This window comes from Microbacterium sp. str. 'China', assembly GCF_002993305.1.
Taxonomy (GTDB): domain Bacteria; phylum Actinomycetota; class Actinomycetes; order Actinomycetales; family Microbacteriaceae; genus Microbacterium; species Microbacterium paraoxydans.
Genome location: NZ_CP027434.1, coordinates 783,476 through 802,901, shown reverse-complemented (window position 1 = coordinate 802,901; position 19,426 = coordinate 783,476). Strand labels below are relative to the sequence as shown.

Genomic DNA, 19,426 nt, shown 5'->3' with positions numbered 1-19,426 from the left:
GTGCTCACTCGAAGCGCGTGAACCGCCCGTCGCGCAGAACGGGGACCGCGTCCACGGCATCCAGGACGGCCGCGTCGGCGGTGCTCGTCGGCACCAGTCCGGCAGCCCGGATCCGGTCCGTCGCCGGGACACCGGCCTGCAGCTCGCGTCCGGAGCCCGTCGCCCCGATCAGGTGCTTCAGCGCACGCCGCAGGGAGCGGAAGCCCTCTGCGGCCACCGCGGCGTCCGGGGCCGTGTGGTCGATGCCGAGATCGGTGAGCGCCGCGGCGATCGCTCCGGCCCCGAGCTGGTCCTCCACGGCGACGCGCAGGTCGCCCGCGGCATCGAGCTCGCCGGCCGGGATCAGCGCCACCGAGGTGCGACCCTGGCGGCGTTCCTGCTCCACCTGCACGGCCCTGGCCACGGCACCGGCGTTGCGGATCGCTCCCAACAGCACCGTGGCGCCGGTCGGGGCGGCGGCCGCCACCGCCGCCCCGTTCCGCGACCAGTCGAGCGCTCCGGCCAGCTCGACCTCCGCTCCCGCGGCCACCGCATCGGCGACCGTCGAGGAGAACCGGAGGACGTCGATCACCACGACGACATCGGCCGGGGCGAGACGGGCGAGCCCGGACACCCCCCAGTCGAGTCGGACCTGATACGGGGACTGATCGAACGGCGACGGCATCCGTCCAGCCTAGAGCCGTCAGTCGGCCGCGAGCGCCTCGACGGGAGCCACCCTGGTCGCCAGTCGGGTCGGCGTCGCGGCGGCCACGAGCGTGAGCAGCGCGGTCGCGGCGACGATGATCACCACGGGGAGCCACGGCACCTGCGGGGCGATCAACCCGGCGGGCGTGAACTCCGGAAGGACGGGCACGGAGCCGAGCAGCGACTGCGCCGCGATCCACCCGTACAGCACCCCGAGCACGAGACCGGTGAGGGTCGCCGCCACCGTGATGTGCGTCGCCTCCAGCAGCACCATGCGGCGCACCTGGCGGTTGGACAGACCGATCGAGCGCAGCAGTCCGAGCTCGCGGCGCCGCTGCACGACGCCGATGGTCAGGAGGTTGACGAGGCCGACGGCCGCGATCACGGCCGACACCGCGACGAGCACCATCATGATGGCCGCGAAGGCGTCGTACGGCGCGAAAAACTCGGCCGGGATCTCCTCCGTGGTCTGGCTGGTCATCAGGCGCTTCGACGACTCCAGCGCCACCGCGAACATGGTCACCAGGGTCACGCCCATGACGACGCCGATGGCCATCCGCGACGACCGCTCCGGGTACCGCAGGGCGTTCTCGGCCGCGAGACGTGCGGTCGCGCTCGAGCCGAAGAGGCGCCCCACGAGCCGGAGCACCGGCGGCATGAACAGCACGGACCCCAGGGCCAGCCCGGTGAAGGAGAGGATGCCGCCGAAGAACGCGACCACGACACCGAGCGGTGTGACGAGTCCGAGGACGACGCCGCCGGCGAGCAGAGCCGCGCCGGAGATCAGCAGCACCCAGGCCCCGACATGGCGGCCCTTCCGCCCGGAGACCTCGTCACGGGTGCGCTCGACGGCGCCGCCCAGAGCCTGCAGCGGCGTCACCGCGAGCACGCGACGCGAACCCACCCAGGCGGCCGCCCAGGTGGTGAGCGCGACACCGACCGCCGGGAGGGCGAGAGCGGGCTGGGCGAGCGAGAAGGACGACGGTGAGGTGGCGACGAGCTGTCCGCCGAGCTGGACGGCCGCCGCAGAGAGGAGCAATCCGGCGAGAAGGCCGAGCCCTGCGCCGAGGAGCCCGACGACGAGGCCCTGCCGGCCGACCTCCGCCCGCTGCGCACGCGCCGTCGCCCCGATGAGACGCATGAGCGCGATCTGCCGGGTGCGTCCCGCGATGATCGTCGAGAACGTGTTCGCCGTGACGATCGCGGCCACGTACATCGCGACGGCGGTGAGCAGCACCGACAGGATCGCGACGACGACCGCGAGCGTGCCGCTGTCGCCGATGAACGGATCGGCCTGGAGGACGGCGCCGATGTAGGCCGTGATCTCGACGAGGAAGACGCCGAACGCCGAGGACAGCGCCGCGACGAGGACGCTCGCGCCCATGCCGCGGTCGCGGAGCCAGGCCAGCCGGGGTCCGGTCGTCCGCGTCTCCGGGACGACCGTGGCGAGCGCGGTCATGCCGACACCTCCGCGGCGAGCATGTAGGCCGAGATCTGCTCCGCGGTCTGCCGCGGGTGGTCCGCGACGATCCGGCCGTCGCCGAGGTAGAGCACCCGGTCGGCGTGGCTGGCCGCGATCACGTCGTGCGTGACCATCGCGATGGACTGGCCGTGCTCCCGGCTGGCGGCCGCGAGCAGGCGCAGCACCTCCCGTCCGGTCTGGGAGTCGAGGTTGCCCGTGGGTTCGTCCGCGAACACGAGGTCGGGGGCGGTGGCGAGGGCTCTGGCGATGGCGACGCGCTGCTGCTGTCCGCCCGAGAGCTGGTGCGGCCGGTGGCCGAGGCGCTTGCCGAGGCCGAGCGTCTCGATGAGGCCGTCGATCCGTGCCCGCTCGATGGCGCTGGGGCGGCGGCCGTCGAGCTCGAACGGCAGCAGGATGTTGCCGAGGGCGTCGAGCGTGGGGACGAGGTTGAACGCCTGGAAGATGAACCCGACGCGGCGGCGGCGCAGGATGGTGAGGTCGAGGTCGCCGAGACCCGTGATCTCGGTGTCGCCGATCCACGCCCGCCCCTCCGTCGGACTGTCGAGGCCGGCCATGATGTGCATGAGGGTGGATTTGCCGGATCCGGACGGACCCATGATGGCGGTGAACTGTCCGCGGCGGATGCCGACGCTCACATCGTCGAGCGCGCGGACGGTGCCCTCGCCCGAACCGTAGGTCTTCTTCAGGTGCTGGACGCGGGCGGCGAGCCCGAGGTCGGTGGTCGTGATCTCCATGTCCACGACGCTATTTCCGCGCCCCCGGCCCCCGCGTCGCCCGCCGGGAGCATCCCGCTACATCGGGAGGATGATCCCGCGTCCTCCCGACCCACCCCCTTGCGTGCCTCCCACCCCTCTACGGACCGCCGCAAGGGGCCGGGTCGAACGGAAGGGGGTGGGTCGGCGTCAGGCGAGGCCGTGCTCGAACGCGAACACGACGAGTTGCACGCGGTCGCGGAGCGCGAGCTTCGTGAGGATGCGGCTGATGTGGGTCTTCACCGTGGCCTCGCTGAGGAACTCCCGCGCGGCGATCTCGGCGTTCGAGAGTCCCCGGGCGGCGAGCGCGAAGATCTCCCGCTCGCGCTCCGTCAGCTCGGCGTACTGCGGCGGCACGGGCTTCGGAGCCTCCGCGAAGTGCTCGAACAGTTCCCGGGTCGCCGAGGCCGCGATCACACTCGATCCCGCGTGCACGGTGCGGATCGCGGCGAGCAGGAACTCCGGATCGGCGTCCTTGAGGAGGAAGCCGCTCGCCCCCTGCCGGATCGCCCGGGCCGCCGCCTCGTCGAGGTCGAACGTGGTGAGCATGACGATGCGCGGGGGCTCCGGACGGGACAGGATCTCGGCGGTCGCGGTCAGCCCGTCCATGACCGGCATCCGGATGTCCATGAGGACCACGTCGGGCCGGGTCGCGGCGACCACGGCGAGCGCCTCCTGCCCGTTCCCCGCCTCCCCCACGACCTCGAGGTCCGGCTGGGAGGCCACGAGCATGCGGATCCCGGCCCGGAACAGCGCCTGGTCGTCCACCAGCACGACTCTGATCACTGCGGGGCTCCGATCGGAAGGCTGCTCTGGACGACGAACTGCGCACCACGGCGCTCGGCTTGCAGACTACCGCCCACGAGCTGCGCCCGCTCGCGCATGCCGATGAGGCCGTGTCCTCCGGGGGTCCCCGGCGTCGACTCCGGCGAGACGGTGTTGCGGACCTCGATGTCGACGCGATCGGGGAGCCATGCGAGATGCACGTCCACCGCGCCGTCGCCGTGGCGGATCGCGTTGGTCAGCGCCTCCTGGAGGATCCGGTAGACCGCGAGCTGGATGGCCCCCGGCGGCTCCCCCGGGGGCATGGGGTCGACGGTGACCCGCGGCTCGATGCCGGCCTGGCGCACCTGGGCGAACAGCGTCTCGAGATCGGCGAGGGTCGGCTGCGGACCGTCCCCCTGCCGATGACGGAGCTGGGTGAGGAGCATCCGCACGTCGCTCAGGGCTCCGCGGGCGGTCTGCGCGATCGTGCCGAGGGCCTCCGTCGCGATCTCCGGCTTCACCGCCGCGGCATAGCGGGCACCGTCAGCCTGGGCGATGACGACCGCGAGCGAGTGGGCCACGACATCATGCATGTCCCGCGCAATGCGGACCCGTTCCTGCTCCTCGGCGGCCAGGGCCTCGGCCTGCAGCTGCGCCGAACGCGTGCGCCGGTTGCGCAGCACGACCCGCCAGAGGAGACCGCACACCCACGCGAACCCCAGCGCCATGATGGAGGCCGCGACGAGCAGGGTGCCGCCGGTCACGAGCTCCCATCCGCTGCCGGAGCCGAACATGACGCCCCCGACGACGACCATGTACAGCGCGGCGACGATGCCGCCGACGATCACCGATCCGAACCCCCACCAGAGCACGCGGCGGGTGCCCCACGCGGAGGTCGCGTACAGCACGAGGAGGATCGCGAAGTCGGTCGGCAGCGGCCCGAACCCGGCGAGCATCTGCACGATGGCGCCGGCCCAGGCCGCGGCGAGCGCAAGACCGGGGGCCAGGCGTCCGATCGCGACACCGCCGAACAGGAACACCGACGACGAGATCAGACCGATGACGTTGACCGCGGAGGACCCGGCCAGGTCCGGTTGGGGCGCATAGAACACGACCCCGAGCGGCGTCAGAAGCGCGAACAGCAGCACCGCCCCGACGATGTCGAGGACGAGGCCGGTACGGGACAGCGGACGGATCACTCCCCCACGCTACGCGAGCGCGCGGGGACTGGCATCCGTCGCGGGATGTATCCGTCAGGCGCGGGCGAGGATCTCCCCGTGCGGCACGAGGAACCAGCCGTCGCCGTCGTCGGACCAGCGCTTCCAGGCGTCGCTGATCTCCTGCAGGTCGGCGGCGGAGGCCATCTCCTGGTCCACGAGCTGCCGCGCGAGCGCCGACTCCAGGATGCGGTCGGCCCACATCCCGCCCCACCAGGCGCGCTCGGACGGCGTCGCGTAGCACCAGGTCGACGCGGTCGCCGAAACGTCCTCGAAGCCCGCCGCCCGCGCCCAGGCCAGGAGGCGGCGGCCGGCATCCGGTTCTCCGCCGTTCGCCCGGGCGGCGGCGCGGTACAGCGCGAGCCAGCGGTCGATTTCCGGGAGCACCGGGAACCACAGGAAGCCCGCGTAGTCGGCGTCGCGGGCGGCGATGAGCCCCCCGGGCTTCGCGACCCGGCGCATCTCCCGCAGCGCCTGCACCGGATCGGCGACGTGCTGCAGCACCTGGTGCGCGTGCACGACGTCGAAGGAGTCGTCGGCGAAGCTCAGCGCGTGCACGTCCTCGACGGAGAAGGCGATGTTCGTGACGCCTCGCGCGGCGGCGAGGTCGCGGGAGAGGGACAGCGCAGCATCGTCGATCTCGGTCGCCGTGACGTGCGCGACCACACCCGCGAAGTCCACCGTGATCGACCCGGGTCCCGCTCCCACGTCGAGGAGCCGGGTTTCTGCCGTGAGGTGCGGTCGAAGGTAGGCCGCCGAGTTCGCGATGTCCCGCACACTGTGCGAGCGGAGGACGGATTCGTGGTGTCCATGCGTGTACGAGGCCATGCCCTCAGTCTGGCACTCCCGCCGACCCACCCCTTTCCGTGTGTCCCGGCCCCTTGCGGCCGTCCGGAAGGGGCCGGGTCGGCGCGAAAGGGGTGGGTCGACGGGCTAGAGGGAGGCGACCATGCGGCGGATCGCCTCGCGGTCGGGTTTGCCGGAGGAGAGGACGTCGAGCTCGTCCACGAGGATCAGGCGGGACGGACGGGCGTGGGCGCCGATCTCGCCGGCCACCGCCTCCCTGGCCTGGGCGAGCTGCTCGGACTCGCTGCGCCGCAGGGCCTCCCCGCGCGCCGCGACGATGACCGAGGCCTCCCCCCAGCGGTCATCCGACACCGCCACGACCACGGCCTGATGCAGCCCGGGCACGGCGCGCACGATGCGCTCCACCCGGTCGAGCGAGATGTTGATGCCGCCCGACACGATCACGTTGTCCGCGCGACCGTGCACGCGCACGACCCCGTCCTCGAGGAGCCCGAGGTCGCCGGTGCGGTACCAGCGGATGCCGTGCTCGTCCCTGACGAACGTGCGCGCGGTCAGTGCCGGGTCGCCCAGATAGCCCTCCGCGAGCATGGGGCCGGCGATCCGCAGCTCGCCGTCGACCGCCCGGACGTTCACGGTGTCGAGCGGGACGCCGTCGTACACGCAGCCGCCGCTGGTCTCCGTCGAGCCGTAGGTCCGCACGAGACGCACTCCGAGGTCGGCCGCCCGCTCCCGCAGCGGCTCTGGCAGCGCCTGGCCCCCGACGAGGATGGCTTCGTAAGCTTGCAGCGCCGCGAGCACCCCCGGCTCGGTACTCGCGTCGAGCAGCGTCGCGATCTGCGCCGGGACGAGGGAGGTGTAGAGGGCGGGGAAGACGCCCGCGGTCGTGACGTGCCGCATGCTCCGCGTGGCCTCGGCGAACGCCCGCGGGGTGAACCGCCCCTCGATCCGGGTCGGCTCGGTGCCGGCGAGGATCGACCGCACCATCACCTGCAGCCCCGCGACGTAGCCGGCCGGGAGAGCGAGCAGCCAGCGACCGCTGCCGATCCGGGCGGCGGTGGCCTCCGCACTCGCCCGCAGGGCCTCGCCGCTCAGCGCCACCCGCTTCGGGACGCCGCTGGATCCGGAGGTCGCGATGACCGCGGCGATGCCGTCGTCCACCTCCGCCGGAGCATCGGCGAGCATGCCGAAGCCGAGAGCCGGCCCCTCGTCGAGAGCCCGGAGCAGCGCCTCCCGCAGGAGCCCGGTGTCTTCGGCGTCGGTCGGGATGAGGGCGGTCACGATCGTCCCTCCGGCTCAGTAGTGCCAGGGGAACGAGGACCAGTCGGGGGCGCGCTTCTCGAGGAACGAATCCCGCCCCTCCACCGCCTCGTCGGTGCCGTAGGCGAGACGCGTGGCCTCGCCGGCGAACACCTGCTGCCCTACGAGCCCGTCATCGACGGCGTTGAAGGCGAACTTCAGCATCCGGATCGCGGTCGGCGACTTCGTCAGCACGGTGCGCGCCATCTTCAGCGCCTCGCGCTCGAGCTCGGCGTGCGGCACGACGCGGTTCACGGCGCCCGCCTCGTAGGCCCTCTGCGCCGAGTACTCCTCGGCGAGGAAGAACACCTCCCGCGCGAACTTCTGCCCCGTCTGCCGGGCCATGTAGGCGGAGCCGTACCCGGCATCGAAGCTGCCGACGTCGGCGTCCGTCTGCTTGAAGCGCGCGTGCTCGGCCGACGCGATGGTCAGGTCGCACACCACGTGCAGCGAGTGCCCGCCGCCGGCCGCCCACCCGGGGACCACGGCGATGACGACCTTCGGCATGAACCGAATGAGCCGCTGCACCTCGAGGATGTGCAGCCGCCCGACAGCGGGGGCGGCTCCTTCCCCCTGGGTTGCTGTGCCATCCCCCTGGGTTGCTGAGCCTGTCGAAGCATACTTGTACCCGTCGCGCCCGCGGATGCGCTGATCACCGCCGGAGCAGAACGCCCACCCGCCGTCCTTCGGGCTCGGTCCGTTGCCGGTCAGCAGCACCGCGCCGATACGCGCGTCCTGTCGCGCGATGTCGAGCGCCCGGTAGAGCTCGTCGACCGTGTGCGGGCGGAAGGCGTTGCGCACCTCCGGCCGGTGGAAGGCGATGCGGGCGACCCCGCCGTCGCGGCTCACGTGCGCCGTGATGTCGGTGTAGTGCTCGGCGCCGGGCGCCAGCTCCCACTCGGCGGGATCGAACAGGTCGGAGACGAAGGCATCGGTCACGATCTTCAGCCTATTCCCCGGGCACGCGCCGTCTTCATCCACCCGTCGACGATGTCCCAGGCCGGGAAGGCCACGAGGCAGACCCCGGTGATCACCGTGAGCACGCGCATGGTGTCGGCATCCACCCCGTCGTCCGTGAACACGAACTCCAGGAAGGCCGGGTTGAGGAGCTCGCCCTGCAGGAGCAGGGTGAGGGCCCACACGGCGAAGGCGACGGCGAGGACGGTGTTCACGACGGCCGCGGCGACGGTCCACCGCCGACGCGCGTACACGGCGACGGCCAGGACGGCCTCCGCGATCATGAGCGCGAGGAGGATGCCGATGCCCACCGGCCAGAGCGCGGGCGCCAGGATCGGGATGGGGTCGCCGCCGGTCGGGAAGAATCCGAGCGTCGCGTCCCACACGATCGCGCCGATGCCGGCGAGGAGGAACACGAGCGAGGCGATCACGTCGGCGCGGGCGGCCCCGTGCTCCGTCGGCTCGGGAAGCTGGTCCACGTTCCAGCGCACGCCGGTGTCGGCGCCGGTGCGCTCCAGCACGACGAAGACGAGCGTGACCCAGAAGCACAGGTGCACGATCACCGACAGCGTGACCGAGACGACCGCGCCGATCACCTCTCCGGGTCCGCCGCCGTTGATCAGCTGCCCGATCGCGACGCCCACCGCGGCGAACGGCGGCACGATGAACAGGAGCAGCTTCAGCAGCCGCCACCAGGTGAGGTAGTACCGAGGACCGATGAGGTGGAGCGGTCGGTCGGCGTATCCGGCGGCGAGGATGCCCGGGTCGCCGAGGTCGGTGAGGACGGCGCGCTCCGCCTCCTCCGGGCTCTCGCCCTGTTCCCGCCGCGCGTCGACGGCGTCGGCGATGGCCGCTTCGAGTTCGGCGCGGACCTCGCCCTGCGCCTCCGGCGCGAGGCTGCGGATCGTGGCGCTGATGTAGCGCTCGGTGAGCGTGCTCGTGGGGGTCATGTCAGTTCTCCTCGGGGGTGAGAGAGGCGATCGCGGCGGTCAGCGCGCGCCACTCGTCGGTGAGGGTGTCGGCGAGCCGGGCCCCGGCTTCCGAGGTGCGGTAGAACTTGCGAGGCCGGGCCTCGTCGGTGTTCCACTCGCTCGTGAGGTACTCCTGCTTCTCCAGACGACGGAGCAGCGGGTAGAGCGTGTTCGCATCGGTGGCGAAGCCCCGACTCTCGAGCTGCTCGAGCAGCGCATACCCGTACTCCGACGTGCGCAGCAGCTGCAGGCAGGCGAGCACCACGGTGCCGCGGCGCAGTTCCTGCAGATGCGTGTCGAGCGTCTCGTTCATGTCGATCACAGTAGTGTGCGTCACACACCATTGTCAACGGCACATATACGCGCGACATCCTGTCGAGGGTCGTGGCGCACAATGGGGTCATGATCCCCGCCGTCACGGAGCTCCTCGATTCCGCCCGCGTCGTCGCCCTGCCGATGCAGACCCGCTTCCGCGGCGTCGACACCCGCGAGGCCCTGCTGTTCGAAGGGCCGGAGGGCTGGGCCGAGTTCTCCCCGTTCGTCGAGTACGACGACGCCGAGGCCGCGACCTGGCTGGCGGCCGCGATCGACTACGCGTACGCCCCCCAACCCGCACCGCTGCGCGACCGCGTCGGCGTGAACGCCACCGTGCCCGCCGTCGACGCCACCCGCGTGCCCGAGGTCCTCGGGCGTTTCGCCGGATGCCGGACCGCGAAGGTCAAGGTCGCCGAGCCGGGACAGGTACTGGCGGACGACGTCGCCCGGGTCCGCGCTGTCCGGGAGACGCTCGGGCCGGAGGGCCGCATCCGGATCGACGCGAACGGCCTCTGGAACGTCGATGAGGCCGAGCACGCCGTGCACGCCCTCGCCGTCTTCGACCTGGAGTACATCGAGCAGCCCTGCGCCTCCGTGCCCGAGCTCGTCGAGCTGCGCCGGCGCATCGCCTACATGGGGATCCCGGTCGCCGCGGACGAGAGCATCCGGAAGTCCGGCGACCCCCTCGCCGTCGCCCGCGCGGGCGCGGCGGACATCGTCGTCATCAAGGCGCAGCCCCTGGGCGGCCTGACCCATGCCCTGCAGATCGTCACCGCGGCCGGCCTTCCCGCGGTCGTCTCCAGCGCCCTGGACACCGCGATCGGCCTGTCGCAGGGGGCCGCGCTGGCCGCCGCGCTCCCCACCCTCGACTACGACTGCGGTCTGGGCACGGCCTCCCTGTTCCAGGACGACGTCGCCGACCTCCGCCCCGTGGACGGCGCGATCCCGGTGGGACGCCTGTCCCCCGACCCGGCAGCGCTCACCCGGCTCGCCGCCGCGGACGAGCGTCGGGAATGGTGGCTGGCCCGACTGGCCCGCTGCCACCACGAGCTGCTTGCAGCCCGCAGCGCCTAGGACTCGACGAGGAGTTCCACGAGCCGCCCCAGCTCCTCGCCGCCGGAGTGCCGCAGGGCCGCGTCGTCACGACCGGCCATCGCACCGCGGACGGTCATGCCCTCCCAGAGGATCATGAGCATGCGCGCCGCATCGGTCGCGGGTAGCCGAAGACGCAGCGTGCCCGCCGCCTCCACGATGTCCTCCACGATGCGCGCGATGCTCGCCACCATCTCGCGCTCCTGGGCGAGGTAGGCCTCGCCGAACTGCGGGTCGCGGAGGGCGCGGATGCGGATCTCGCTCATGAGCATCACGCCCAGGCGGTCGTCGCTGCCGAGCTCCATGATCTGCTGGACGAGATCCTTCGGGTCGCAGTCGTCGGCGAGCTCGCCGTCCGCCCGCATCTGCTCCACGCGAGTCCGCACGGCTGCCACCCTCGCGTCGGCAACCCCGGCCGCGAGGGTCAGGAACAGCTCGTCCTTCGAGTCGAAGTTCGAGTAGAACGCCCCGCGCGTGAAGCCGGCGCGCTCGCAGACCGCCTCGACCGAGGCCCCGTCCAGGCCGACCTCGGCGAACACCTGCGCGGCGGCCTCCAGCAGACGCGCTTTCGTGTTCTCCCGGCTGCGGGTGGCGGGTGACGACATCGGAACCTCCTGGCCTTCCCTCTCGACGATTCACACCCGGTGCACAGACTCCGGATGGCGGATGACCTTACGATACATCTATGTATCGGATACACCTGTGTATCCACCCGGCACCCCACGGAGATTCGCGTGTCCACACTCCTCTCGTCCCTCGGACGCTGGTCCTTCCGTCACCCGTGGCGCGTCCTCGTCTCCTGGCTCCTCGCCCTCGGCATCGCCGGAGCCGGAGCCGTGGTCCTCGGCGCCGGCACCGACAACACGTTCTCCATCCCCGGGACCGAGTCCCAGGCCGGCCTCGAGCAGCTCTCCCGCTCCTTCCCGCAGGTGAGCGGCACGAATGCGCAGTTCATCGTCGTGGCCGCCGACGGCGACGAGATCACCGATGACGAGTACCGCGAGCCGATCGAGGATGCCGTGTCGGAGCTCGGCGACCTCGACGAGGTCCTCGCCGCCACCTCGCCGTACGACGAGATGGTCAACGGCATGATCAACGACGACGGCACGGCGGCCATCGTGCGCCTGCAGTTCGACGGTGAGTCCACCGACGTCTCCGAGGAGACCAAGGACGCCCTGCGCTCCACCGTCGGCGAGCTCGCGGCAGAGCTCCCCGACGGTGCGCAGGCCTCTCTCGGCGGCGACCTCTTCGCGATCTCGATCCCCGGCGTCACCCTCACCGAGGCGGTGGGCCTGCTCATCGCGCTCCTCGTGCTCATCGTCACGTTCCGGTCGTTCGTGGTCGCCGGACTCCCCCTGCTCACCGCGATCCTCGGTGTCGGCATCTCCATGGCCGGGATCTTCACGGCGACCGCCTTCGCGACCGTCTCCTCCACCACGCCGCTGCTCGCCCTGATGCTCGGACTCGCGGTGGGGATCGACTACGCGCTCTTCATCGTCGCGCGCCACCAGGACCAGGTCAGGGACGGCGTGGAACCCGAGGAGTCGGCCGCACGGGCCGTGGGCACGGCCGGGTCGGCGGTCGTCTTCGCCGGCGTCACCGTGCTCATCGCGCTGATCGGCCTGGGCTTCGCGGGCATCCCGTTCCTCACCACCATGGGCGTCGCGGCGTCCGTGGCCGTCGCGGTCGCCGTGGCGATCGCGGTGACACTGACCCCGGCCCTGCTCGGATTCCTCAAGGGCCGCGTGGCCGGACGACCGAAGCGCGCGAAGGCCCCGAAGAAGGCGCCCGCGAAGGACGCCGTCACGAAGCCCCGCGGCAGCCGTCGGTGGGTGGAGGGCGTGACGAAGCACCCCGTCCTCGTCTCCCTCGCGGTCGTCCTCGGCCTCGGCATCGTCGCCGTCCCCGCTCTCAGCCTCGACCTCGCCCTGCCGAACGCCGGCGTCCTGCCGAAGGACTCCGAGGCGCGACAGAACTACGACCTCGTCGGCGAGCAGTTCGGCCCCGGGTTCAACGGCCCCCTCATCCTCACCGGCACCATCGTCACCTCCACCGATCCGCTCGGTCTCATGGAGGACCTCGGAGACGCAGTGGCCGAGGTTCCCGGCGTGAAGGAGGTCGCCCTCGCGACGCCGAACGAGACCGCCGACACCGGCATCGTCCAGATCATCCCGGAGACGGCTCCCGACGACCCCGCGACGGCCGATCTCGTGCGCGAGCTCCGCAGCCACCACGACGAGTGGCTGGACGAGTTCGGCATCGACCTCAAGGTCACCGGTTTCACCGCCGTCGGCATCGACATCTCGGATCAGCTCGGGGCGGCTCTGCTGCCGTTCGGGATCTTCGTGATCGGTCTCTCGCTGATCCTCCTCACCATCGTGTTCCGCTCCCTCTGGGTGCCGATCACCGCCGCGGCGGGCTACCTGCTGTCGATCGTCGCCGCCTTCGGCGTCGTCGGGGCGGTCTTCGAGTGGGGCTGGTTCGCCGACCTCCTGCACGTCGCGAAGGTCGGCCCGATCATCAGCTTCATGCCGATCATCCTCATGGGCGTGCTCTTCGGCCTGGCGATGGACTACCAGGTGTTCCTCGTGTCGCGGATGCGCGAGGACTTCGTGCACGATCCCGACCTCCGCGAGGGTGCGGGATCGGTGAACCGCGCCACCCGACGGGCCGCAGCTCTGCGCGCGGTACGGAGCGGGTTCACCGGTTCGGCGAAGGTCGTCACGGCGGCCGGCCTCATCATGTTCGCGGTGTTCGTCGCCTTCGTGCCGGAGGGCGACTCCTCCCTCAAGCCCATCGCCCTCGGACTCGCCGCCGGCATCGCCTTCGACGCCTTCCTCGTGCGCATGACGCTGATCCCGGCGCTCATGGCGATCCTCGGGGAGCGCGCGTGGGAGATCCCGTCGTGGCTCGAGCGGATCCTCCCCCGGGTGGACATCGAGGGCGAGGCGGTGGAACGCGAACGGCACCTCGAGGCGTGGCCGGGCGACGGGTCGCTCGTCGCAGCCGATGACCTGGAGCTCGGCGCGGGCCCCGCGGCGACGGAGGGACTGTCGCTGCGGCTCGCACCCGGCGCGGCCCTGGTCGCGAGCGGCGCGGACGCCGGGACGCTGCGGGCCCTCGCGCTCACGGTCGGCGCCCGCATCGCTCCGGCCGACGGACGCCTCCGCGTCGCCGGGCACCTGCTCCCCGGTCGGGCGGCCTGGGTCCGTTCCCACGTGGGCTGCGTGCTCCCGGGTGACGACGCCCCGGTGCTCGCCGACCTCCGCGAAGCCCTCCGCGGCCGTTCCGAGCTCGTGGTGATCGACGGCGCGGACCGGCTCCGCGGCGGCGAGCGCGACCAGGTCGCCGCGATGCTGCGCGACGCGAGGTCGCGCCGAGAGCTCGCCGTCTTCGCCACGGCCGCCGACCCCGACGCGGCCCGCTCCCTCCTCGCGGACGCCGGATGGCCGTCCGCCGACGTACTCGACACGCGCGCGCCCCGCCCGAGCGCCGCAGAAACGACCGAGGTGCCCGCATGACCCTCCCCCTCGAGCGTGCCCGCTCACGCAAGCCCATCACCTGGCTCACCGTCCTCGGCGTCCTGCTGCTGCCCGCCGCGATCGGCGGCATCCTCATGGCGGCGCTCTACAACCCGACCGAGCGCCTCGACTCCATGACCGCGGCGATCGTGAACCTCGACGAACCCGTCGAGATCGACGGCCAGACCGCTCCCCTCGGGCGACAGCTCGCGTCCGGCCTCGTCGAGGGGTCGGACGATCTCGACTCGAACCTCACGTGGGTCATCTCCAACGAGGAGGACGCCGCCGACGGGCTCGCCGACGGCACCTACCAGGCCGTCATCACGATCCCCGAGGACTTCTCGGCCGCGGCGACCTCCGCGGGTCAGGCGGTCGCGGACGGCGGCGGGGACGCGGAGCAGGCGACGATCCAGGTGACGACGCCCGACGACGGCCTCGTGGCGGACGACCTCATCACCGGGCAGATCGCCGACGTGGCGGCCTCGACGCTCGGCACCACCCTGTCCGAGGCCACGACCGAGAACATCCTCGTCGGCTTCACCACCATCGGCGACCAGATCGGCGATGCGGCGGACGGGGCCCTGAAGCTGGCGCAGGGTGCCCGTGACGCGGCGACCGGCGCCGCGGCCCTCCCGGAGGGCGCGACGCAGCTCGCCGCGGGTGCCGGAGAGCTGGGCAGCGGGGCCTCGACGCTCGCGTCCGGCCTCGACACGATCGCGGGGCAGACGCGGCAGGCGGCGACCGGCGCAGGGACGATCGGCGCGGGACTCACCTCCGCGGCGACTGAGCTGCAGGGCCGGGTCGCCGGCGTCCAGAAGCTCACCGGTAGCATCCAGTCGGCGGGCGCGTCGGCGAAGTCGGCCGCGACGGACTCGGCCACGGTCGCACAGGGTCTCGGGACGATGGCGGCCACGGCGTGCGCCGCCGACCCGGACTCGGCGGAGTGCGGGCAGCTCTCCGACCTCGCCGCGAAGGCGGCGGCAGCGGCGAAGTCGGCGGGGACCGCCTCCGGCATCCTCAACAGCCCCCAGGTCGCGAGCGGAATCGCCGCGCTTCCGGGGTCCTTCTCCACGCTCGCCACCCAGCTCGGCGAGGCGGGCGCCGGGGCGACCGAGCTCGCCGGCGGGCTCAACCGCCTCGCGACAGAGGGCGTGGATCAGTCGGCCGCGGGAGCGCGGGCGCTGTCGTCGGGCGCGACGCAGCTCGCCGACGGCGCGACCCAGCTCGCCGACGGCAGCACGGAGCTCGCCACCGGTCTCGACACCCTCGCGACCGGCACCGGCGATCTCGCGGGCGGACTGCGCACCGCGGCCGACTCCCTCCCGTCCTTCAGCGACGAGGAGTCGACGTCGCTGGCGTCGGTGATCGCCGATCCCGTGGCGACCGACTCCTCGATGGGCTCGCTCTTCGGCCCCACCGCGATCCCGCTGCTCACCGCGGTGGTGCTGTGGTTCGGCGGTCTCGCGTCCTTCCTCGTGCTCCGTGCCCACACGGCGCGCACCCTCACCTCACGACGCTCCTCCGCCTCCCTCACCCTCCGCGCGTTCTGGCCGGCCGCAGCGATCGGCGCGGCACAGGGTCTGCTCGTCTCGCTCATCGTGCAGATCGTGGCCGACTACGACCTCGCGGAGTGGTGGGCGTTCGCGGGGACCGCCGTCCTCGCCGGGGTGGTGTTCGCCGCGGTGAACCAGGCCCTCGTCGCGGTGTTCGGCGGCGTCGGACGCTGGATCGCCGCACTGATCGGGGTCATCGCCGTGGCGACGGGACTCATCTCGACCGTGCCCGACTGGCTCGCGAGCATCGGGGCCGCCCTCCCGACCGCACCGGCCTTCGCGGGTCTCGTGGAGGCGAGCGGGGCCGCCGTCGCCGCCCTCGTCGTCTGGGGCGTGCTCTCGCTCGTCGCCACGACGGTGGTCGTCGCGGTCCGCCGCACGACCACGGCGCGCGCCGTCGTCACCGCCTGACCCCGGGCACAACTTCGGAGATCACGCACGACACGCCGCCGGACAGCCCGCTCCGGCGGCGTGTCGGGTCCGATCTCCGAGACTGTGCCCGGACACGACGGCGATACCCCGTACCCTCGTGCCATGCGCCGACCGTTCATGGACACTCCGGACCAGCTCGCGGGCCTCGACGGGCAGCAGTATCTCGTCCTCCGGCCGACGGGTGCCGTCGCCGTGGAATACCGGGCGATCCAGGAGGCTGCGCTCGGTCGTCTGGACACGCCGCTGCGGCATCCGCACACGGAGCACGTGACGCTTCGAGGCTTCTTCGAGCCGGAGCGTCGGGAGGAGCTGCGAGCCGTGATCCGCGCCTGGGCCACGGAACAGAGTCCTCTCGAGCTCACCGCCGACGCCGTGGACGTCTTCCCCGCGCCGTGGCAGATCATGATCATGCGCCTCGCCCGCACGCCCGCCCTCGTGCACGCATACGCCTCGCTGACGGAGGAGCTCCGGCCGACGGACTTCCGCCGCCTCGACGAGCTCTCCGTCGAGGACTGGACCTTCCATCTCTCGGTGCTCTACGGCAAGACGCTGGATCCCGAGACATGGCAGCAGCTCGCCGCCACCGAGGTCCGTCCGCTCACACCCGTCCCGACGGAGGTCGTCACAGAGGCCGAGTTCGTCTGGTACGAGGGCGGCGTCGAGCACGCCGAGGTCATCCCGCTCGGCGGCTGAGCCCTGCTCCGGCAGGCACGACGTCGGAGATGGCGGACGACACGCCGTGACCAGCCCCGCCCGGCGGCGTGTCCCTCGCGACCTCCGAAGCTGTGCTCGGCGGCCTCAGCTCAGGCCGGAGTAGGCGTGCAGGCCCTTGAAGAAGACGTTGACGATGGTGAAGTTGAAGATCACGGCGGTGAAGCCGACGATCGAGAGCCAGGCCGAGGGGTTGCCGCGCCAGCCGCGCGTCGCCCTGGCGTGGATGTACCCGGCGTAGAGCACCCAGATCACGAAGGTCCAGGTCTCCTTCACGTCGAAGCCCCAGAAGCGGCTCCACGCGTAGTACGCCCAGATGGACCCGGCGATGAGCGTGAAGGTCCAGAGGATGAAGCCGATGATCGTGAACAGGTACGCCAGGCTCTCCAGCCGCTCCGCCGGCGGGAAGGTGCGCAGGAAGCCGGGGCCGGTCTTCGCCGCCCCCTCGCCGAGCAGCCGCTCGCGTCGCGCCTGCATGAGCTGGATCACCGAGAGCGCGAAGGCGAGGGCGAAGAACGCGGTCGCGAGCGAGGCGACGAACACGTGGATGATGAGCCACACGCTCTTCAGCGGGTCCATCAGCGGCGAGACCTCGACGTAGAAGTTCGTCGCGCCGAGGCCCAGGAGGACGACCACGAGGCCCGTGATGAAGGTGCCGAGGAAGCGCAGGTCGAGGCGGGTCAGCACCACGAGGTAGACGGCGATGATGAGCAGCGTCCCCACCATAGCGAACTCGTACAGGTTCGCCCAGGGCACCCGTCCCGCGGCGATACCGCGGGTGAGGGTCGCCGCGAGGTGGAACACGAAGCCGAGCACCGTGAGCGAGGTGCCGATGCGGGCCATGACGAACCGCTGCGGCGCCGCCGTCGGGGCTCCGGTCGCATCGAGCGGAGCGGAGACGGCACCACCGGAACGACCGGCGGCCACGAGCTCGCCCTCACGGACGGTGTGGGCGTCGGCGGTCGCCTGCGAGCGACGCGCGAGATCGAAGGCATAGGCCACGAAGGCCGCCGCGTAGATCGCGATCGCCGTCCAGAGCAGGACCGGCGAGATCACGTTGAGCTCGAGCATGGTGTCAGTCTACTTTCCGGGTGCCGGGGCCGCGGGGTCCGCGGCGGCGTCCGCGGCGTCCTCGTCGGCGTCTTCAGGGGTGCGGGCGGTCGTGCCGCCCGCGGCGTCGAGCAGCCGGGCGTGACCGGCGCGGAGGTCATCCACGGCGCGGGCGAGCGTGGGGTCTTCCCCTCGGGCCAGGGCCGCGTACTCGAGGTCGACCGCGCCGTCCGCCGCGGTGGCCTTCACCCACACGCGCCGACGCGGCACGAACAGGGCGAGCATGAGGCCGCCGAGCGCCAGCAGTGCGAACCCGAGCACGAACACCCCGGACTCGTCGCGGTGGATCTGCAGGGAGGCGAAGCGCTTGACGGACTCCGAGGAGTCGGTGGCGCCCTCCGGCGACTCGTCGTCGAAGGTGACCGAGCCCAGGCCGTTCGGCAGCTGCGCGGTCTCACCCGGTGACAGCTCGATCGACTCGACGTCGGTGCTGCGTCCGGTGAGCTTGGTCATGTCGGAGGTGTCGAGCACGTACACCGAGCGCGGCACGCCGTCGTTGATCCCGAGGTCGCCCGTGTACACGTCGAGCGTGAGCGTCGGGTTGGTGAGGTCGGGGTAGGCGGAGAAGAAGGCGCCCGTGTCGAGCACGCCGGTGGTCGGGTAGAAGAAGCCGACGAGGCCCACCTGCTCGGCCAGGCCGTCCGGCACCTTGAGCACGCCGAGCGAGGTCATGTTGTTGTCCTGCGGGAGGAACGGCGTGCTGTTGTGGAACACCACGTTGCCCTCGGGGTCGCGCACGGTGACCGTCGGGGCGTACCCGTTGCCGAGCAGGAACACGTCGTCGTCGGCCACGCCCAGCGGCTCGTTGACCTTGACGGCGCCCTCGCGCTCCTCGCCGTTCTCCTGGATGGTCATGTTCGCGGAGAAGTTCCCGGCCTGGCCGGAGCCGGGCTCACCGAACGGCTGATACGTGACGTCGAAGGAGTCCAGCCGCATCGAGTACGGCGCGAAGGAGTCGTCGGCCACGAAGCGCCCGCGGTTCATGGAGTCGTAGTCGAGCAGCGTGTTGGCGAAGGTCTCCCCCTCGACGAGCACGCGCTGGCCCGTGTACGCGAAGCCGCCGCCGACGCCGATCGTCACGAGCACACCGACGAGGGCGAGGTGGAAGAGCAGGTTGCCCGTCTCCCGCCAGTAGCCGCGCTCGGCCGACACCGAGTACGTGTGCCCGCGGTCGTAGCGCTCCACGCGGTAGCCGAGTGCCTTGAGCTGCTTCGTGGCGACGTCGATCGAGGCGGCGGCCTCCGCGGCGGCGTCCCCCGTGCGCGTGCCGGAGTCGGCGACGGTGTCGCGGGTGACGGCGCGGTAGTCCTCCAGACGTCGCAGCCGCGCGGGTGTGCGCGGCGGGCGGGCCTGCAACGCCTTGGCGTGGTGCTTGATGCGCGGGATCACGCAGCCGACGAGCGAGGTGAACAGCAGCAGGTAGATCGCCGAGAACCAGGGCGACAGGTACACGTCGAAGAGCTTGAGCCCGTCGAGCACCGGGAACAGATCGGGGTTGTCGCGCTCCCACTGCGTCACGCCGTTCGGGTCGGCCATCCGCTGCGGGAAGATCGATCCGGGGATCGCCGCGATCGCCAGGACGAGCAGCAGGACGAGCGCCGTGCGCATCGAGGTGAGCTGACGCCACCCCCACCGCAGCCAGCCGACGAAGCCGAGCCGCGGCTGGGTGATGGTGTCGTCGCCGTCGACGTGGTCGGACGGGCGGAGCGGATCGCTGGAGTCGTTGGTCACGGCACTCTTGTTCTTCGTCATGGTCGTCT

General features: G+C 71.9%; 17 protein-coding genes. 4 read left to right on the top strand and 13 right to left on the bottom strand.

The features are described 5' to 3' along the window. Nucleotides 1-4: 4 nt before the first annotated feature. From C6C15_RS03825 to C6C15_RS03780, 10 genes are all read right to left on the bottom strand, one after another. Nucleotides 5-664: a 2-phosphosulfolactate phosphatase gene (locus C6C15_RS03825; RefSeq protein ID WP_105949313.1), complete on the bottom strand. Its 660-nt coding sequence runs from the start codon at nucleotides 662-664 to the stop codon at nucleotides 5-7. Between the two features lie 18 nt (nucleotides 665-682). Continuing rightward, nucleotides 683-2,143 (bottom strand): ABC transporter permease, encoded by a 1,461-nt coding sequence (locus C6C15_RS03820; RefSeq protein ID WP_105949312.1) that lies wholly within the window; start codon nucleotides 2,141-2,143, stop codon nucleotides 683-685. Continuing rightward, on the bottom strand, nucleotides 2,140-2,901 hold the full coding sequence (locus C6C15_RS03815) for an ABC transporter ATP-binding protein (RefSeq protein WP_105950749.1): 762 nt from the start codon (nucleotides 2,899-2,901) through the stop codon (nucleotides 2,140-2,142). The genes C6C15_RS03820 and C6C15_RS03815 overlap by 4 nt, the downstream gene beginning before the upstream one ends. Nucleotides 2,902-3,069: 168 nt before the next feature. Further along, complete coding sequence (locus C6C15_RS03810) at nucleotides 3,070-3,705, bottom strand: response regulator (protein WP_060922342.1); 636 nt, start codon at nucleotides 3,703-3,705, stop codon at nucleotides 3,070-3,072. Further along, entirely contained in the window at nucleotides 3,702-4,883 is a 1,182-nt protein-coding gene (locus C6C15_RS03805) for a sensor histidine kinase (protein ID WP_105949311.1), read from the bottom strand. The genes C6C15_RS03810 and C6C15_RS03805 overlap by 4 nt, the downstream gene beginning before the upstream one ends. 54 nt (nucleotides 4,884-4,937) lie before the next feature. Continuing rightward, nucleotides 4,938-5,729, bottom strand: a complete 792-nt coding sequence (locus tag C6C15_RS03800; protein ID WP_105949310.1) for a class I SAM-dependent methyltransferase — start codon at nucleotides 5,727-5,729, stop codon at nucleotides 4,938-4,940. A 105-nt stretch (nucleotides 5,730-5,834) separates the two neighbouring features. Continuing rightward, on the bottom strand, nucleotides 5,835-6,986 hold the full coding sequence (locus C6C15_RS03795) for an AMP-binding protein (RefSeq protein ID WP_199787688.1): 1,152 nt from the start codon (nucleotides 6,984-6,986) through the stop codon (nucleotides 5,835-5,837). Between the two features lie 15 nt (nucleotides 6,987-7,001). After that, a complete protein-coding gene (locus tag C6C15_RS03790; RefSeq protein WP_105949309.1) occupies nucleotides 7,002-7,943 on the bottom strand; it encodes a 1,4-dihydroxy-2-naphthoyl-CoA synthase in 942 nt (313 codons plus the stop codon). Between the two features lie 5 nt (nucleotides 7,944-7,948). Beyond that, a complete protein-coding gene (locus C6C15_RS03785; RefSeq protein ID WP_105949308.1) occupies nucleotides 7,949-8,911 on the bottom strand; it encodes a permease prefix domain 1-containing protein in 963 nt (320 codons plus the stop codon). Nucleotide 8,912: 1 nt separating this feature from the next. Further along, nucleotides 8,913-9,245 carry a PadR family transcriptional regulator gene (locus tag C6C15_RS03780; RefSeq protein WP_105950747.1) on the bottom strand — a complete coding sequence of 111 codons (333 nt, stop codon included), beginning with the start codon at nucleotides 9,243-9,245 and terminating at the stop codon, nucleotides 8,913-8,915. Nucleotides 9,246-9,334: 89 nt separating this feature from the next. Here C6C15_RS03780 and C6C15_RS03775 point away from each other — a divergent pair, with 89 nt between their 5' ends. Next, the gene (locus C6C15_RS03775; protein ID WP_105949307.1) at nucleotides 9,335-10,321 is read left to right on the top strand and encodes an o-succinylbenzoate synthase; all 987 of its coding nucleotides are present in this window, start codon (nucleotides 9,335-9,337) and stop codon (nucleotides 10,319-10,321) included. Here the strand turns inward: C6C15_RS03775 and C6C15_RS03770 are convergent. After that, nucleotides 10,318-10,944 carry a TetR/AcrR family transcriptional regulator gene (locus C6C15_RS03770; protein WP_025104438.1) on the bottom strand — a complete coding sequence of 209 codons (627 nt, stop codon included), beginning with the start codon at nucleotides 10,942-10,944 and terminating at the stop codon, nucleotides 10,318-10,320. The two genes, C6C15_RS03775 and C6C15_RS03770, sit on opposite strands and share 4 nt — an antisense overlap. 129 nt (nucleotides 10,945-11,073) lie before the next feature. On the opposite strand from C6C15_RS03770, the gene C6C15_RS03765 reads away from it, so the two are divergent. The 3 genes from C6C15_RS03765 (at nucleotide 11,074) to C6C15_RS03755 (ending at nucleotide 16,538) form a co-directional block, all read left to right on the top strand. Next, nucleotides 11,074-13,860: an MMPL family transporter gene (locus C6C15_RS03765; protein ID WP_105949306.1), complete on the top strand. Its 2,787-nt coding sequence runs from the start codon at nucleotides 11,074-11,076 to the stop codon at nucleotides 13,858-13,860. Next, nucleotides 13,857-15,824: a YhgE/Pip family protein gene (locus C6C15_RS03760; protein ID WP_105949305.1), complete on the top strand. Its 1,968-nt coding sequence runs from the start codon at nucleotides 13,857-13,859 to the stop codon at nucleotides 15,822-15,824. Before C6C15_RS03765 ends, C6C15_RS03760 begins: the two co-directional genes overlap by 4 nt. A gap of 123 nt (nucleotides 15,825-15,947) precedes the next feature. Next, complete coding sequence (locus C6C15_RS03755) at nucleotides 15,948-16,538, top strand: 2'-5' RNA ligase family protein (RefSeq protein ID WP_234024215.1); 591 nt, start codon at nucleotides 15,948-15,950, stop codon at nucleotides 16,536-16,538. A 105-nt stretch (nucleotides 16,539-16,643) separates the two neighbouring features. Here C6C15_RS03755 and ccsB read toward each other — a convergent pair whose 3' ends face one another. Both ccsB and resB read right to left on the bottom strand, forming a co-directional pair. Then, nucleotides 16,644-17,627 carry a c-type cytochrome biogenesis protein CcsB gene (gene ccsB, locus C6C15_RS03750; RefSeq protein ID WP_105949304.1) on the bottom strand — a complete coding sequence of 328 codons (984 nt, stop codon included), beginning with the start codon at nucleotides 17,625-17,627 and terminating at the stop codon, nucleotides 16,644-16,646. Between the two features lie 9 nt (nucleotides 17,628-17,636). Further along, complete coding sequence (gene resB, locus C6C15_RS03745; protein WP_105949303.1) at nucleotides 17,637-19,418, bottom strand: cytochrome c biogenesis protein ResB; 1,782 nt, start codon at nucleotides 19,416-19,418, stop codon at nucleotides 17,637-17,639. Between the last annotated feature and the right edge of the window lie 8 nt (nucleotides 19,419-19,426).